15 protein-coding genes are annotated in these 13445 nt (G+C 70.9%); 6 read left to right on the top strand and 9 right to left on the bottom strand.

Annotated features, from left to right (window positions below; genetic code table 11):
- Positions 1-190: 190 nt before the first annotated feature.
- Complete coding sequence (locus ACIPYW_RS16045) at positions 191-1150, bottom strand: AraC family transcriptional regulator N-terminal domain-containing protein (RefSeq protein ID WP_400415287.1); 960 nt, start codon at positions 1148-1150, stop codon at positions 191-193.
- Between the two features lie 110 nt (positions 1151-1260).
- Here ACIPYW_RS16045 and ACIPYW_RS16040 point away from each other — a divergent pair, with 110 nt between their 5' ends.
- Positions 1261-2034 carry an SDR family NAD(P)-dependent oxidoreductase gene (locus tag ACIPYW_RS16040; RefSeq protein WP_400415284.1) on the top strand — a complete coding sequence of 258 codons (774 nt, stop codon included), beginning with the start codon at positions 1261-1263 and terminating at the stop codon, positions 2032-2034.
- Positions 2035-2076: 42 nt separating this feature from the next.
- Here ACIPYW_RS16040 and ACIPYW_RS16035 read toward each other — a convergent pair whose 3' ends face one another.
- The 8 genes from ACIPYW_RS16035 to ACIPYW_RS16000 all read right to left on the bottom strand — a co-directional run bounded on the left by ACIPYW_RS16035 (position 2077) and on the right by ACIPYW_RS16000 (position 6835).
- Positions 2077-2535, bottom strand: coding sequence for a hypothetical protein (locus ACIPYW_RS16035; protein WP_400415281.1), 459 nt, complete (start codon positions 2533-2535; stop codon positions 2077-2079).
- A gap of 89 nt (positions 2536-2624) precedes the next feature.
- Positions 2625-2870 carry a hypothetical protein gene (locus tag ACIPYW_RS16030; protein ID WP_400415279.1) on the bottom strand — a complete coding sequence of 82 codons (246 nt, stop codon included), beginning with the start codon at positions 2868-2870 and terminating at the stop codon, positions 2625-2627.
- A gap of 125 nt (positions 2871-2995) precedes the next feature.
- Positions 2996-3523, bottom strand: coding sequence for a hypothetical protein (locus tag ACIPYW_RS16025; RefSeq protein WP_400415277.1), 528 nt, complete (start codon positions 3521-3523; stop codon positions 2996-2998).
- 148 nt (positions 3524-3671) lie between these two features.
- Entirely contained in the window at positions 3672-4067 is a 396-nt protein-coding gene (locus ACIPYW_RS16020) for a hypothetical protein (protein WP_400415274.1), read from the bottom strand.
- A gap of 80 nt (positions 4068-4147) precedes the next feature.
- A complete protein-coding gene (locus ACIPYW_RS16015; protein ID WP_400415272.1) occupies positions 4148-4348 on the bottom strand; it encodes a hypothetical protein in 201 nt (66 codons plus the stop codon).
- A 5-nt stretch (positions 4349-4353) separates the two neighbouring features.
- The gene (locus ACIPYW_RS16010) at positions 4354-4827 is read right to left on the bottom strand and encodes a hypothetical protein (protein ID WP_400415270.1); all 474 of its coding nucleotides are present in this window, start codon (positions 4825-4827) and stop codon (positions 4354-4356) included.
- A complete protein-coding gene (locus ACIPYW_RS16005) occupies positions 4824-6557 on the bottom strand; it encodes an alpha/beta hydrolase (RefSeq protein WP_400415268.1) in 1734 nt (577 codons plus the stop codon). Before ACIPYW_RS16005 ends, ACIPYW_RS16010 begins: the two co-directional genes overlap by 4 nt.
- Positions 6554-6835, bottom strand: coding sequence for a hypothetical protein (locus ACIPYW_RS16000; protein ID WP_400415267.1), 282 nt, complete (start codon positions 6833-6835; stop codon positions 6554-6556). The genes ACIPYW_RS16005 and ACIPYW_RS16000 overlap by 4 nt, the downstream gene beginning before the upstream one ends.
- A gap of 270 nt (positions 6836-7105) precedes the next feature.
- Between ACIPYW_RS16000 and ACIPYW_RS15995 the strand changes: the two genes are divergently transcribed.
- The 5 genes from ACIPYW_RS15995 (at position 7106) to ACIPYW_RS15975 (ending at position 13192) form a co-directional block, all read left to right on the top strand.
- The gene (locus ACIPYW_RS15995) at positions 7106-9529 is read left to right on the top strand and encodes an ATP-binding cassette domain-containing protein (protein WP_400415265.1); all 2424 of its coding nucleotides are present in this window, start codon (positions 7106-7108) and stop codon (positions 9527-9529) included.
- Between the two features lie 144 nt (positions 9530-9673).
- A complete protein-coding gene (locus tag ACIPYW_RS15990) occupies positions 9674-10513 on the top strand; it encodes an ABC transporter ATP-binding protein (RefSeq protein WP_400415262.1) in 840 nt (279 codons plus the stop codon).
- Positions 10510-11316: an ABC transporter permease gene (locus tag ACIPYW_RS15985; protein ID WP_400415260.1), complete on the top strand. Its 807-nt coding sequence runs from the start codon at positions 10510-10512 to the stop codon at positions 11314-11316. Before ACIPYW_RS15990 ends, ACIPYW_RS15985 begins: the two co-directional genes overlap by 4 nt.
- Positions 11317-11369: 53 nt before the next feature.
- The gene (locus ACIPYW_RS15980) at positions 11370-12569 is read left to right on the top strand and encodes a sensor histidine kinase (protein ID WP_400415258.1); all 1200 of its coding nucleotides are present in this window, start codon (positions 11370-11372) and stop codon (positions 12567-12569) included.
- Positions 12566-13192: a response regulator gene (locus tag ACIPYW_RS15975; RefSeq protein WP_400415256.1), complete on the top strand. Its 627-nt coding sequence runs from the start codon at positions 12566-12568 to the stop codon at positions 13190-13192. Before ACIPYW_RS15980 ends, ACIPYW_RS15975 begins: the two co-directional genes overlap by 4 nt.
- Positions 13193-13445: the final 253 nt, after the last annotated feature.

Raw genomic sequence — 13445 nt, 5'->3', positions numbered from 1 at the left:
CACAGCCGGTCTGGAGGCGCGGCTCACCACCACCCCGCGCCTCCCGTCCGGCGGCGAGCCGGCCACAGGACGGACTGGAGGCACGGATCACCGCCGCCCCGCGCCTCCCGTCCGGCGGCGAGCCGGCCACGAGACGGACTGGAGGCACGGATCACCGCCGCCCCGCGCCTCCCGACGGACGGCCTGACGGCTACACGGCTGGCGCGAGCGCCAGCTGCTCCCGCGCCGCCACCGCGTCCGCGGCGGGCGGCCGCCCGTACGCCTCCCGGTAGTCCCGCGAGAAGTGGGAGGCGCTGCGGTAGCCGACCGCCGCAGCCGCGCGAGCAGCGGAGTCCGCGTGGAGGACCATCCGCCGTCGCGCCTCTCCCAGCCGCGTCCGCTTGAGGTACTGCGTGGGCGACATCCCGGTCGCCTGCTTGAAGCGGGCGAAGAGCGTCGACTCGCTGACCCGGAGCTGCCGAGCGAGGCGCTCCATCGGCCACGGCTCAGCCATCCTGCCGGTGAGGAGCGCCGTCGCCTCGGTCACGACGGAGGCCGTTCCCCCGCCGTCGAGCGCTGCCGTGATGCGCGGTGCCTGCGGGGTCTGGAGGAGGCGGAGGACCACCTCGCGGGAGACGAGCGGGAACAGGACGGGGATGTCCTCTGGCGCGCCGAGGAGGGCGAGGAGCCGACTGAACGCGTCGGCGAGCGGTGCGGTCCACGTCCCGAGCCGGGGCGGGCCGTCGGTTCCGAGGTTGGTCGTCGTGGCGGCGGTCGACATCGACGCAACGACCTCACCGACGACGACGGGGTCGAGCTTCCAAACGGCCGAGACGAAGCCGTCGTCCCCGGACGTGTCGACCACCCCGGCGATGACGGGCAAGTCGACGGGCGTGATGATGAACCGCTCGCGACCCCATTCCTGGTCGTCGTCACCGACGATCGAACGCTTCCGCCCGCGGAGGACCACCGACAGCGACGGCACGTACCGCCGGTCGAAGAGTCCGGTCGGTTCGTGGACGCGGGAGACGGTCAGCCCGAGCGCCTCGGCACGCTGCACGGAGGCCGGCCGGGCGACGACGTCGGCGGTCGACACCCGCGAGAGCACAGCAGCGTGCCGCGACGCGATCTCGGCGGCGCGGTCGAGGTGCTGGGCGGTGAGGGTGTCCACGTCTCCACGCTACGCAGCGACACCGACGTCAGGAAGGCCGCACAGGATCCGGCAACGTTCCCGTGGGATCCGGCAACCCGCGGTGGTCCGCCCCAGCCGAGCATCGGATCATGACGACAACGACCACCGAACAGTCCCGCCCTCGCACCGCCCTCGTGACCGGCGCTTCGAGCGGCATCGGCGAGGCCATCGCCCGCGAACTCGCCGCCGGCGGCATGACCGTCGCCGTCCACGGCCGCGACGAGGAACGCACCCGAGCCGTCGCCGCGGGCATCGAGCGCGACGGAGGGCGAGCCGTGCCCATCGTCGCCGACCTCTCGGCGAGCGCGGCGGGCGTTCGTGCCTTCGCGTCCGGCGCCCGTGAGCTGCTGGGCGGACACGTCGACGTCCTCGTGAACAACGCCGGCGTCTACCCCGGCGGCCCGACGGAGTCGCTGCCCGACGACGTCCTCGACGCCCTGCTCGCGACCAACGTCCGGGCACCGCACGTCCTCGTCGGAGCCCTCGCGCCGGCGATGGCGGCGCGAGGTGGCGGCACCGTCGTGAACATCGGCTCGTGGATGGCCCGCGTCGGCGTCCCGTTCATGGCGCTCTACCCGGCGACGAAGGCCGCGGTCGAGCAGCTCACCAGGGCATGGGCGGCGGAGTACGGGCCGCGCGGGGTGCGGGTCGTGACGGTGGCGCCGGGTGCGACGGCGACGCCGGGGAACGCCGGCTCTGCGGACGTCCTGGCGGCGATGACGCAGGGGACGCCTGCCGGGGTACCCGTCCAGCCGATCGACATCGCGAGGGCAGTGCGGTGGGCGGTGTCGGACGAGGCGGCGTTCCTGCACGGTGGGACGATCGACGTCGACGGCGGGATCGCGTCCACGCGGCTGCGGTGAGCGCGGCGGCCACAGTGAGGTCGGCGGAGGTGAGGTCGTCGGCTACCGATGGTGATCGGGATCGCCCGCGACGCAGAGCGAGTCAACGCTGACGTGGGCCCGGACCTTCGCAGCCGCGATCGACGCACGCGGCTTAACGTCGGCGCGTGCGACGACTGCCGACACCGTGCCGGTCTCGGGGTCCATCTCGGTGCGGGTTGTCGAGAGCTCATAGCCCTCCCGTTTCCAGTGCGCTCCAGTCTGGCCGACGAGCGCTTCCGGGTCGGCGGGCCGGAGCGCCTCGACGAAGTAGCTGAACTGGACTGCCTTGCGCCCGTCGACCTCGCAGTCGTTCGCCACCGGCGATGGAACGTTCTGCGGCCAAGTGTAGGGCGCGAGCGCGAGGACCGACCGGAGTTCCGACACCGCCTGCGCCTTGGCCGCGTCGACGGAAGCAGGACGGGTCGGCCCGGCGGAGGAGGATGCGCTGAGGGCGGCGACGCCGGCGACCGAGAGGAGCACCGGGACGCCTCGCGCGAGCAGACGGTAGGGCACTCGCCTGTGCATCTTCGATCTCGCCCGGTCGGCTCGGGCGGTCCATGGCAACATCGTCACTCGCCGTAGTCGTTCACGGACCCGTCGGCGCACGGCGAGGTGATCCGCACGACGACCGACCTTGTGTTCACCTGGTAGGCGGCTCCCGCGGCTCCGACGGCATCGGCTGTCGCCGAGTACAGGATCCCACCGTCGCCGCCGAAGTCATTCTTCGACGGATCGACCGTCAGCCCCTCCGATCTCCACAGACGCTGGAAGGTATGTGCAACCGAGCGAGCATCCGTGGCGGTCTTCATCGACACGAAGTAGCTGAATCCGACGCCACCTGGGCATTCCTCGGCAGACGGCTCCGGAGTGTCCGGCCACGGTAGGTCGACCGCCGCCTCCGTCTTCCGCAACAGCTCGACTGCTGCGGCCCGGCACTCCCTCACATCGCTCGCCATTCGTCGTCGGGGTCGCCTACAACGCACTGCGAATTGACGTAGACCAGGGCATTGCTCCTCGTGATCTCGAACGCAGCACCGGGTTGTCCGTCAGCCTTGGCCGTCGCGGCGTACACATCGCCGTACGACTCGCCGAAGTCCTGCTGACTCCGCTCGACGTGGAGACCTTTCGAGCGCCAGTACTCCGCCAGGCCATCAGCCAGCTCGTGCTGCTTCGACTCGATCGGCGCGTGGACCATGTACTGGTAGCTGACGCCATCCGAGCACTTCTTGCCCGTCGGATCGCCGGGCGTCGACCACTCAAGATCTGCGGTCTTCGTCGTCTGGCTGAGGAGCGCGAGCGCGCTCTGTCGGGCTTCTCCAGGCGTCATGGTCTTCCCTCCTGCTGCGCACCCGGCGAGCACGGCGATGGCGGACATCAGGATCGCCGACACGGCAAGTCTGCGGCGCTTCCGGGCGTGATGCAGGATGTCAGCGATGTTCGATCGCTCGAAGGCCTGAATGTCGTTCAAGTGCTCAGCATGGGTCGCGGCGTCGTCCTGTGCGCTCGAGGGAGCCTTCGGACTCGAGCATCCTGAGCGAACGCATGCCGAGGTCGAGGCGCTCGTGGAGCGCGATGGCGGCGCGCAGGCACTGCGTGGGCTCGCGGAAGAGCGGCGTTCATTCGTAGTCTGCGATGTCACCTTCGGCACACGGTGAGTCGACGTACAAGTTCACGCCGACTCGCGAAACCTCGATCGCACCGGACGGGCCCGAAGCCGCACGCGCTGTCGCGGAGTACACCGTCCCGTACTTGCTGCCGAGGTCTTCCTCCGACGACTTGACCTCGAGACCGCGCCCCTGCCAGTACTGCTCGAGCCTTGCAGCGAGCGCACTCGCATCCTCGAAGTGCTCGACGTGCACGAGGTACTGGAACCGAACACCCTCCCCACCGTCCGAACAACGCATTGCGACTGATTCAGGAACGTCTGGCCACGCGAGCTCCTCTTGCTGCATCGTCGCGCGGAGCAGACTCGTCGCCTCCCGCTTCGCATCAGACGGCTTCACAGCGTTCATTTGTCCTCCACATCCGCTCGCAGTGATCGCGATCAATGCGCTTCCCACCACAACCGCGGCAATTCTCTGAGCGAAGCGGATCAAGGCAGCGTCACCTTCGCCGTCTCCGACAGTGTCTTGGTACCGACGTCGAGGTACTCGTGGTCGTCCGTTCCTGGTCTCGCAGCGAGATCGTGCAGGTTCACCGTTGCCGCTCCGTCCGTCTCCATAACGGTCGCACCGAAGTTGTCCGTCAGGTCCACTCGGCGCGAGATGAGGAGCGCCGCGGCCGGACGCCTCATCAGCGTCACTCGTCGTGGTCGTCGACCGAACCCTCGGCGCAGGTGGACGTCACCTGGACCACGAGGGACGTCGCACTGATCTGGTACGCGGCCCGGGGACCGGTGTCGCGGTCGGCCGTCGCCGAGTACAGCCGGTTGCCGCTGCTGCCGAAGTCCGTCTCGGACGGAGAGACCGAAAGCCCCTCGGACTTCCAGAAAGCTGCCAACGCTCGCGCATTGGCCTTCGCGTCGTTGTCGCTCTTGACGGTGGCGGTGTACTGGAACCGGACGCCGCCGTCACAACGCTCGGCGACGGGCTTCGGAGTTTCGGGCCACTGCACGTCCACGATCTGCTCGCTCTCGCGGAGGAACTGGACAGCGTGGGTCTGAGCATCCTTCGGCGTCTGCATCGATTGGCTCCCTCCTGCACAGGCCGTCAGGCCGACGATGATCACGCTCGCCATCGTGATGACGAGCGCACTGCGCTGCTGCGTGCTCACGGCGCCGTTGCCTTCGCCACGCCGGCGAGCGTCGGAGTACCGAGGTCGAGGTACCCGCGATCGTTCGTCCCCGGCCCTGCCAGCAAGCCGTGGATGTTCACGCCGTGATCACCGAAAGCAGTGATCCGTGTTGCTCCGTCGAATCCGTCGGCCGGATCGAGCCGCATGCTGTACTTGCGGCCGATGAAGGCGACGTCGCCCTTCTCGGCGGCCTGCGCGGCGTACATGTGCTCCGCGTGGGTCGCTGCGGCGTTCGGGATGTCCCGTGGAATGCCCGCCGACCCGAGCGTGGTGAACGAGTGCACGCCGAGGTCGGGGTTGTCGTGGAGCGTGATGGCGGCCATGGTCGAACCGTACGAGTGCGCGACGACGTCGAGCTGCGCGTCTGGGCGTGTCGCGTGGAAGCCTCGGAGGTCCTCCGCGAGCTTGGCGGCGCCGCGCTCGGCGTACGACTCGCCGAACACGCCCGTGTTGCCGGTCGTCGCGGCGTTCGGCGGCGCTTCGTACCCGAGCCACGACACCACTGCGGTGTTCTCGGACCCGCCCTGCTGCTGCGTGAGGACCACGTTCCCGGCAGCCCGCAGGTACTGCGTCGTGTCAGCGAGCGACGAACCCATCCCCGGGACGACGAAGCTGACGCCGTCCGCGGTGTCGAGGTCACCGACGGAGAACGCACCCAGTGGTGGTTGCTCGTCGTGGAAGGTCACCATCTGTCGCGGCGTCGACTCGTCCAGAGGCAGTGTCGTGCGTGCTCCGGCAGTGAAGTTCTTGAGCTGGTTGCGCCGCTCCAGCGCGTCTCCGAGGGCGTGACCAGCTGCTCCCTGCCCGGCAGTCCCGATCGACTTCGTGTACCGATCTCGCGCTGTCCGCAGCGCATCCTCCGCCTGCGCGTACGCCCGCTGCGCCGCCAACCGGTTGGCCTGGTCCCGCGCCCAGTACGGCACCCCGTTGAGGTTCCCGATGACCGCTGGCAACGCCGTGATCAACGCGTCCTGCGCCGCCGAGTGCTCCCCGGCGCTCCCCCGGCCACCGAGGCCGTCCCACCACGCCTGCACGGTCTCGGGAGGCATCCACGCGAGGCGGTCGGCAACCGACTTGTCCTGCGCCGCGAGCACCTCGGGCGGCATCCCGGCGACCGCGGCGAGGAAGTCCGCGTCGCTCATCGCCCCGAGCGAGCCGGCGTACGAGGGCGCGATGCCGAGGACGTCCGTGTCGGACAGCCCCGACGCCGCTGCTCGGTCGGCGGCCGCCCGTCGTTCGACGAGCGCGTCCCACTCCCCCTGCAGCCGCTCGGCGGTGGCTGCGAGGTCGTCCGCGTCGGACTGCAGCCGTTGCGCTCGGCGGCCGTCGGCCTCCGTGGCGTCCTTCGCCGACGCCGCGGTCGTCGCGGAGGAGAGCGCGACGACGTTGGCCGCGCTGTCGATCGCGGTCGTCAGCTGCGACGCCCGGATCCGCTCGGCTTCGTCCTGCATCTGCTGCACCGCGTCGGCGTAGGTGTCGAGCACGTCGATCGCGGCGTCGAGCCGACCGATGATCCGCTGCGCGGCGGGCGGGATCGTCCCGACGGTGGCGGCGAAGCGGTCCTTCGACGCACCTGTCCAGTCCGCGGCGTCGTCGGCAGTACGCGCGACCTTCGTGGCGCCCCGGCGGATGTCGTCCTGGTGGTCGGCGAGTGCGGTCGAGAGCTTCTTGACGGCGCGGGGGTCACCGGCGAAGGGGTCGGCGGTCACTTCGTCGTCCCGGCCTTGCGTGCGAGGTCGAGGTCTGCATCGGCGACCTGTGACTTGGTGTCGTGCGCGTACTGCGCGAGGGTGCGGCTCGTGTCGGCCAGCCACGCAGCGGACCGCTGCTGCGAGGTGCGGAAGGCGGCGAACGCCTGTGCGACGTCGTCGGCGCCGAAGGATCCTCCGTCGGTCGGCATCGAGTCCTCTGAGAACGTCGACGTCGCATGGTCGAGCGCGTCAGAGACCTGGTCGAGCGTGCTGTACGAGACATTCAGCGCGGCCATCGTTCCCCTTCCGTCGTCGCGCCCTCCGCGACGACCCCCACCGGCAACATATCACGATCGTTGCTGTGCGCAACCACAGTCCGCGTTCCGTTGGACGACGGGCCGGCCCCGCGCCTCCAGGCCGGCCAGCGGCGAACGCCGACAGCGGCGAACGCCGCCCCGCGGCGAACGCCGCCCCACAGCGAACGCCGCCCAGCAGCGAACGCCGCCCAGCCGCGAACGCCGCCCAGCCGCGAACGCCGCCCAGCCGCTCCGCCTACGCTCGAACGAATGCCCGCCACGCACGACCAGCCCGCCGACAGCACACCCACCCCCGATGGCTTCATCCGCGTCCGCGGCGCCCGCGAGCACAACCTCCGCGACGTGGACGTCGACATCCCCCGCGACCGCATCGTCGCCTTCACGGGCATCTCCGGCTCGGGCAAGTCGAGCCTGGCGTTCGGTACCGTCTTCGCCGAGGCCCAGCGCCGCTTCCTCGAGTCCATCGCCCCGTACGCCCGGCGGCTGATCGCGCAGGGCAGCACGCCCGATGTCGACGAGATCACGGGCCTGCCCCCGGCCGTCGCCCTGCAGCAGCGGCACGGCGCCCCGAGCTCCCGCTCGACCGTGGGCACGCTGACGACGCTGAACAACTCGGTCCGGATGCTCTACTCGCGCGCCGGCACGTACCCCGAGGGCGCGACGCAGCTCTACTCGGACTCGTTCTCGCGGAACACCGTCGCGGGCGCGTGCCCGCGCTGCCACGGTCTCGGTACCGCGCACGAGGTGACCGAGGCTTCCGCGGTCCACGATCCCGCACTGTCCATCCGCGAGGGCGCGATCACCGCCTGGCCGGGTGCCTGGCAGGGCAAGAACCTCCGCGACGTGACGGCGGTCCTCGGCTACGACATCGACCGGCCGTGGAAGGACCTGCCGAGGGCCGACCGCGACTGGCTGCTCTTCACCGAGGAGCAGCCGGTCGTCGAGGTGCACCCGAAGCGCGACCGCGTCGCGAAGCCCTACAAGGGCCGCTTCTGGAGCGCCCGGCAGTACACGCTGCACACCCTCGCGGACTCGCAGAGCGAGACGCAGCGGAACAAGGCCCTGCGGTTCGTGGAGTCCGGCCCGTGCCAGCTGTGCGGCGGGTCCGGTCTGACGCGGGCGGCCCTCGCGGTGACGTTCGGCGGGCTGAGCATCGCCGAGTTCAACGCCCTGCCGCTGAGCGAGCTCGCCGGGGTCCTCCGCGCCGTCGCTGAGCTGACCGACCCGACCCCGGCGCAGAGCACGGTGACCTCGGGCGAGCGGTCCGAGGTGGCGCGAACGATCGCGCGCGACCTCAGCAGCCGCATCGCCGTGTTGATCGACCTCGGACTCGGCTACCTCGGGCTCGACCGTGCGACGCCGACCCTGTCGCCCGGCGAGACGCAGCGGCTCCGCATCGCGACGCAGCTCCGCTCGGGGCTGTTCGGCGTGGTCTACGTCCTCGACGAGCCGAGCGCGGGCCTCCACCCGGCGGACACCGAGTCGCTCGTGCGGGTGCTCGACGACCTCCGCGCCGGCGGCAACAGCGTCTTCGTGGTCGAGCACGACATGGACATCGTCCGAGGTGCGGACTGGATCGTCGACGTCGGCCCCGCCGCGGGTTCCGGCGGTGGTCGCGTCCTCTACAGCGGACCACCGGAGGGACTCGCGGAGGTCGAGGAGAGCGTCACCCGCCGCTACCTCCAGCCGTCAGGAGACCGCCCGGTCCACCAGCAGCGCGAGTCGGTCGGAACGCTCGAGATCCGCGACGCGACCCTCCACAACCTCGACCACCTCGACCTCGATCTGCCCCTCGGCGTCATGACCGCAGTCACGGGCGTCTCCGGCTCGGGCAAGTCGTCCCTCGTCGGCGGGGTGCTCCCCGCCGTCGCAGCCCAGCACCCCCTCATCACCCGCGTCGTCGAGGTCGACCAGAAGCCGATCGCCCGCACTCCGCGCTCGAACCTCGCGACCTACACGGGCATGTTCGACGCGGTCCGCCAGGCGTTCGCGGCGACGACGGACGCGAGGGAGCGCGGCTGGACCGCCGGAAGGTTCTCCTTCAACGTCGAGGGCGGCCGCTGCGAGGTCTGCCAGGGCGAGGGCTCCGTCTCCGTGGAGCTCCTCTTCCTCCCTGGCAGCTGGGCGCCGTGCCCGGAGTGCCACGGTGCGCGCTACAACGCCGAGACGCTCGATGTCCGCCGTGCGGGTTCGACCATCGCCGACGTCCTCGGCATGACCGTGGACGAAGCGGCGGCGGCACTCGCCGACCTCCCGGCGGCGGCCCGTGCGCTCACCGCCCTCCGGAGCGTCGGCCTCGGCTACCTCCGGCTCGGCCAGCCCGCGCCGGAGCTCTCCGGAGGCGAGGCCCAGCGCATCAAGCTCGCCGCGGAACTCCAGCGGGCACGCTCGGGCCACACGCTGTACCTGCTCGACGAGCCGTCCACCGGCCTGCACCCCGCGGACGTCGAACTCCTGACCGCGCAGCTGCAGCAGCTCACCGACGCGGGCAACACGGTGGTCGTGGTCGAGCACGTGATGTCGGTGGTCGCGCAGGCGGACCACGTCGTCGACATGGGACCGGCCGGGGGCGGCGACGGCGGCCGCGTCGTCGCCGCCGGCACGCCGGCCCAGGTCGCCGCCTCCGCTGACAGCAGGACCGCGCCCTTCCTACGGTCGGCCGTCGGGTCCTGACCACGGGCCGGACGGGAGGCACGGCACCAGTCCGCCCCGCGCCTCCCGTCCGACCGTCCTCACCGGCCACATCCTCCGATCGGAGGATGCGGGTCCACCGGACCGGTCGAACCGCCGGACTGCACCGCGCGTCAGGCTGGACCCATGTCCGACACCCCAGCCATCGAGGTCAGCCACCTCGAGAAGCAGTACGCCACCGGCAAGCGTGCCGTCGACGACGTGTCCTTCACGATCGCCCGCGGCGAGACGTTCGCCCTCCTCGGCCCGAACGGCGCCGGCAAGACGACCACGGTCGAGGTCCTCGAGGGGTACCGCTCCCGCACCGGCGGTGACGTCCGGATCCTCGGCCACGATCCCGCGCACGCGAGCCGTAGCCACAACGCCCGCGTCGGCATCGTGCTGCAGACCAGTGCGGAGTCGCCGAACGTCACCGTGGCGGAGCAGCTGCGGCACTTCGCCACCCTCTACCCGCGGCACCGCAGCGTCGACGAGCTCCTCGCCGCGACGGGGCTGGAGTCGCAGCGGAACACCCGCATCAGCCGACTGAGCGGCGGCCAGCGCAGACGTGTCGACGTGGCGCTCGGGATCATCGGCCGACCGGAGGTCCTCTTCCTCGACGAGCCCACGACCGGCTTCGACCCCGAGGCCCGACGCACGTTCTGGGACCTGCTCCGACGGGTACAGGCCGAGGGCACCACGATCCTGCTCACCACGCACTACCTCGACGAGGCCGCACACCTCGCCGACCGAGCCGCGGTGATCGCCGACGGGCAGCTCCTCGACATCGCTCCGATCGACGAGATCGGCGGCGCCGAGGCACGGACCCCGGTCGTCCGGTGGCGCGACGACGACGGCACCCTGCGCGAAACGCGCACGCACGACGCCGCCGCCCACATCCGGAGCAACCCGGACGCCATGCACGAACTCGAAGTCATCCGCCCGTCCCTCGAGGACGTCTACCTCGGACTGGTCGGTAGCCGATGAACACCGCGACGATCGCTGCGCACCGCGTCGGCTACGAGATCCGCTCCTACTTCCGCGCACCCGACTCGGTGTTCTTCACGTTCCTCTTCCCGATCGTGATGCTCGCGCTCTTCTCGGTCGCGTTCAGCAGCGCGCCGGAGATCGGACCCGGCCCAGGCGCGAGCGTCGACTACGCCACCTACTACCTCCCCGGTCTGGTCGCGACGGGCATCCTGCTCTCCGGGACGCAGTCGCTCGGCGTCGACATCGCCGGTGAGCGCAGCGACGGCACCCTCAAACGCCTCGGCGGCACCCCGCTCCCCGTGCTGTCCTACTTCGCCGGCAAGATCGGGATGGTCCTCGTCACGAGCATCCTGCAGACCGCGATCCTCCTCGCGGTCGCACGGCTCGTGTTCGGTGTCGACCTGCCCACCGACGGTGGCCGCTGGTGGACGTTCGCGTGGATCGTGCTCCTCGGCATCGCCGTCAGCAGTGTCCTCGGCATCGCGATCTCGGCGCTCCCCCGCGAGGGCCGACGTGCCACGGCGACGATCGTCCCCGTGGTGCTCGTCCTGCAGTTCATCTCCGGGGTGTACCTGCCCTTCACCCAGCTGCCCGTCTGGCTGCAGGACGTCGCGGGCGCGTTCCCGCTGCGCTGGATGGCGTCGGGCATGCGGTCGGTGTTCCTGCCGTCGCAGTTCGCTTCGGCAGAGCCGGGCGGCGCGTGGCACCTGGGATGGGCAGCACTCATCCTGGCAGCGTGGCTCGTCGTGGGCGTCGTCGTTTGTCTCCTGACGTTCCGGTGGAACCGCAAGGACTCCTGATGCCGGCTGTGGAGAACGTCCGCTCAGCTGCCGGTCGATGGGATGCTGGTGCGATGGACCGGACCACAGCGCACCGTAACTGGGGCCTGCACGTGGCGGTCGGGGTCACGATCGCACTCGTGTTGGTGATCGCTGCGCTCGACTGGACCCCGTGGTCGACTCGTTGGCCGGCGTTCGCGGCACTCGGGGTCCTCGCGATCGCCTACGTGGGCTACGGGTGGCGCGGGTACGAGACGCCCCGTGCGGCGGCGGGCTTCGTCCCACTGCTCGTCGCCGTCGCTCTCGTCCTGCCCGCGGTCGTCCCCAGCACCGCTTTCATCCAGTGTGTCCTGTTCCCGGTTGCCTGGTGCCAAGTCGAACGGGTGCGCACAGCCGTCGCGGTCTCCGTCCTCATCGGCGTCGCGTCCGGTGTGGGCCTGCAGATCGCCTCGGGGCCGTCCGGTCTCGTCGGCACGCTTCTCGTCGAGTCGATCAGTGTCGCGGGAGCCTGCGCCCTCGGACTGTGGATCACGCGCATCGCACGGCTCTCCGACGAACGACGGCAGCTCATCGACGAGCTCCGCGCCACGCAGGACTCCCTCGCCGAGGCGCACCGACGCGCCGGCGTGACGAGCGAACGCGAACGTCTCGCCCGCGAACTGCACGACACCGTCGCCCAGAACCTCGCGGGCATCGTGATGCTCACCGAACGTGCTCGTGGCGACCTCGCCGCCGACCGTGTCGACCGACTCGACGAACGCCTGACCATCCTCGAGGAGTCCGCCCGCGCCGCCCTCGAGGAATCCCGCACCCTCGTCGCCGCCGGCTCCGCGGGCATCGCCGGCGACGGACTGGCTGCCGCCCTGCACCGCCTCGGTGAACGCTTCACCCGCGAGACCGGCATCCCGGTCGCGGTCACCGCTCCGGAATGCGTGCTCGACCGCGACACGCAGGTGGTGCTGCTCCGCACCGGTCAGGAGGCACTGGCCAACGTCCGCACGCACGCCGACGCCGACTCGGTGCAGGTCGACCTCACCGTGGCACCCGACCAGGTCGGGTTGCGCGTCGTCGACGACGGCTCCGGCTTCGACACGGGCTCACCGACCGCGGGCCACGGACTCCGTGGGCTCCGCGAGCGACTCGCCCTCGCCGGCGGGACGTGCACCATCACGTCGGCGGCCGGGCACGGCACGGTCGTCGACGTGACGCTCCCATCGACCGTCGCACCGGATCGCACCGGTGCTGTGCAGCCCCTGACCGGAGTCACGCAGTGATCCGCGTCGTCGTCGCCGACGACCACCCGATCGTGCGCAGCGGCATCGTCTCTCTGCTGCAGGAATCCGACGACGTCGAGGTCGTGGGCCAGGCGAGTGACGGCGACGCAGCCGTTGCCGTCACACTCGCCGAGCGCCCTGACGTCGTGCTCATGGACCTCCGGATGCCGAGCATGAACGGCGACGTGGCCACGGCGCAGATCCTCGCGCAGGAGCCCGGCATCCGCGTCCTCATCCTCACCACGTACGAGTCCGACGACCAGATCCTCGCCGCGATCGAGGCCGGCGCCGCGGGCTACCTGCTCAAGGCCGCTCCCGAGTCGGAGATCCTCGCCGGTGTCCGGGCCACCGCCCGCGGAGAGACCGCCCTCGCGCCCTCAGCCGTCGCCGCCCTGGTGCGCAGGACCACCGGCTCCGCACCCTCGGGTCCGTCGCTCTCGCCCCGCGAACTCGACGTCCTCCAGCTCGTCGCACAGGGCAACTCGAACCCCGCGATCGGCCGTGCGCTGTTCCTCAGCGAGACCACCGTGAAGACGCACCTCGGGCACGTGTTCGAGAAGCTCGGCGTCAACGACCGCACCCGAGCCGTCACCCGCGCGATGGAACTCGGCCTCCTGCCCTGAGATCGAGACCTCGAACGCCCCGGGCCACCGGGCCGCCGGGCCGCCGCGCCGCCGGGCCGCCGGGCCGCCGGGCCGCGAAACGCTACGTGCCGCTGTGCCACGGAGCGCCCGTCGAGCTCGAAGGGCCCCTGGAACGCAGAAAACCCCTGACCACGTGATGGTCAGGGGTTCCCTGGTGTTGCAACGTTGAGTCCGGCGGCGTCCTACTCTCCCACAAGGTCCCCCTTGCAGTACCATCGGCGCTGAGAGGCTT

Origin of the sequence: Curtobacterium sp. NPDC089689 (genome assembly GCF_044749145.1) — a bacterium.
GTDB lineage: Bacteria > Actinomycetota > Actinomycetes > Actinomycetales > Microbacteriaceae > Curtobacterium.
Note: the sequence above shows the minus strand (reverse complement) of the source record. Positions and strands in the feature narration are given on the sequence as shown.

Excerpts from the sequence above, each read along its gene's own strand:
- ACIPYW_RS15985 (WP_400415260.1), top strand. The coding sequence starts at position 10,510 with ATGAACACCGCGACGATCGCTGCGCACCGCGTCGGCTACGAGATCCGC.
- ACIPYW_RS16020 (WP_400415274.1), bottom strand. The coding sequence starts at position 4,067 with ATGAACGCTGTGAAGCCGTCTGATGCGAAGCGGGAGGCGACGAGTCTG.
- ACIPYW_RS16000 (WP_400415267.1), bottom strand. The coding sequence starts at position 6,835 with ATGGCCGCGCTGAATGTCTCGTACAGCACGCTCGACCAGGTCTCTGAC.
- ACIPYW_RS16040 (WP_400415284.1), top strand. The coding sequence starts at position 1,261 with ATGACGACAACGACCACCGAACAGTCCCGCCCTCGCACCGCCCTCGTG.
- ACIPYW_RS15995 (WP_400415265.1), top strand. The coding sequence starts at position 7,106 with ATGCCCGCCACGCACGACCAGCCCGCCGACAGCACACCCACCCCCGAT.
- ACIPYW_RS15990 (WP_400415262.1), top strand. The coding sequence starts at position 9,674 with ATGTCCGACACCCCAGCCATCGAGGTCAGCCACCTCGAGAAGCAGTAC.
- ACIPYW_RS15980 (WP_400415258.1), top strand. The coding sequence starts at position 11,370 with ATGGACCGGACCACAGCGCACCGTAACTGGGGCCTGCACGTGGCGGTC.
- ACIPYW_RS16015 (WP_400415272.1), bottom strand. The coding sequence starts at position 4,348 with ATGAGGCGTCCGGCCGCGGCGCTCCTCATCTCGCGCCGAGTGGACCTG.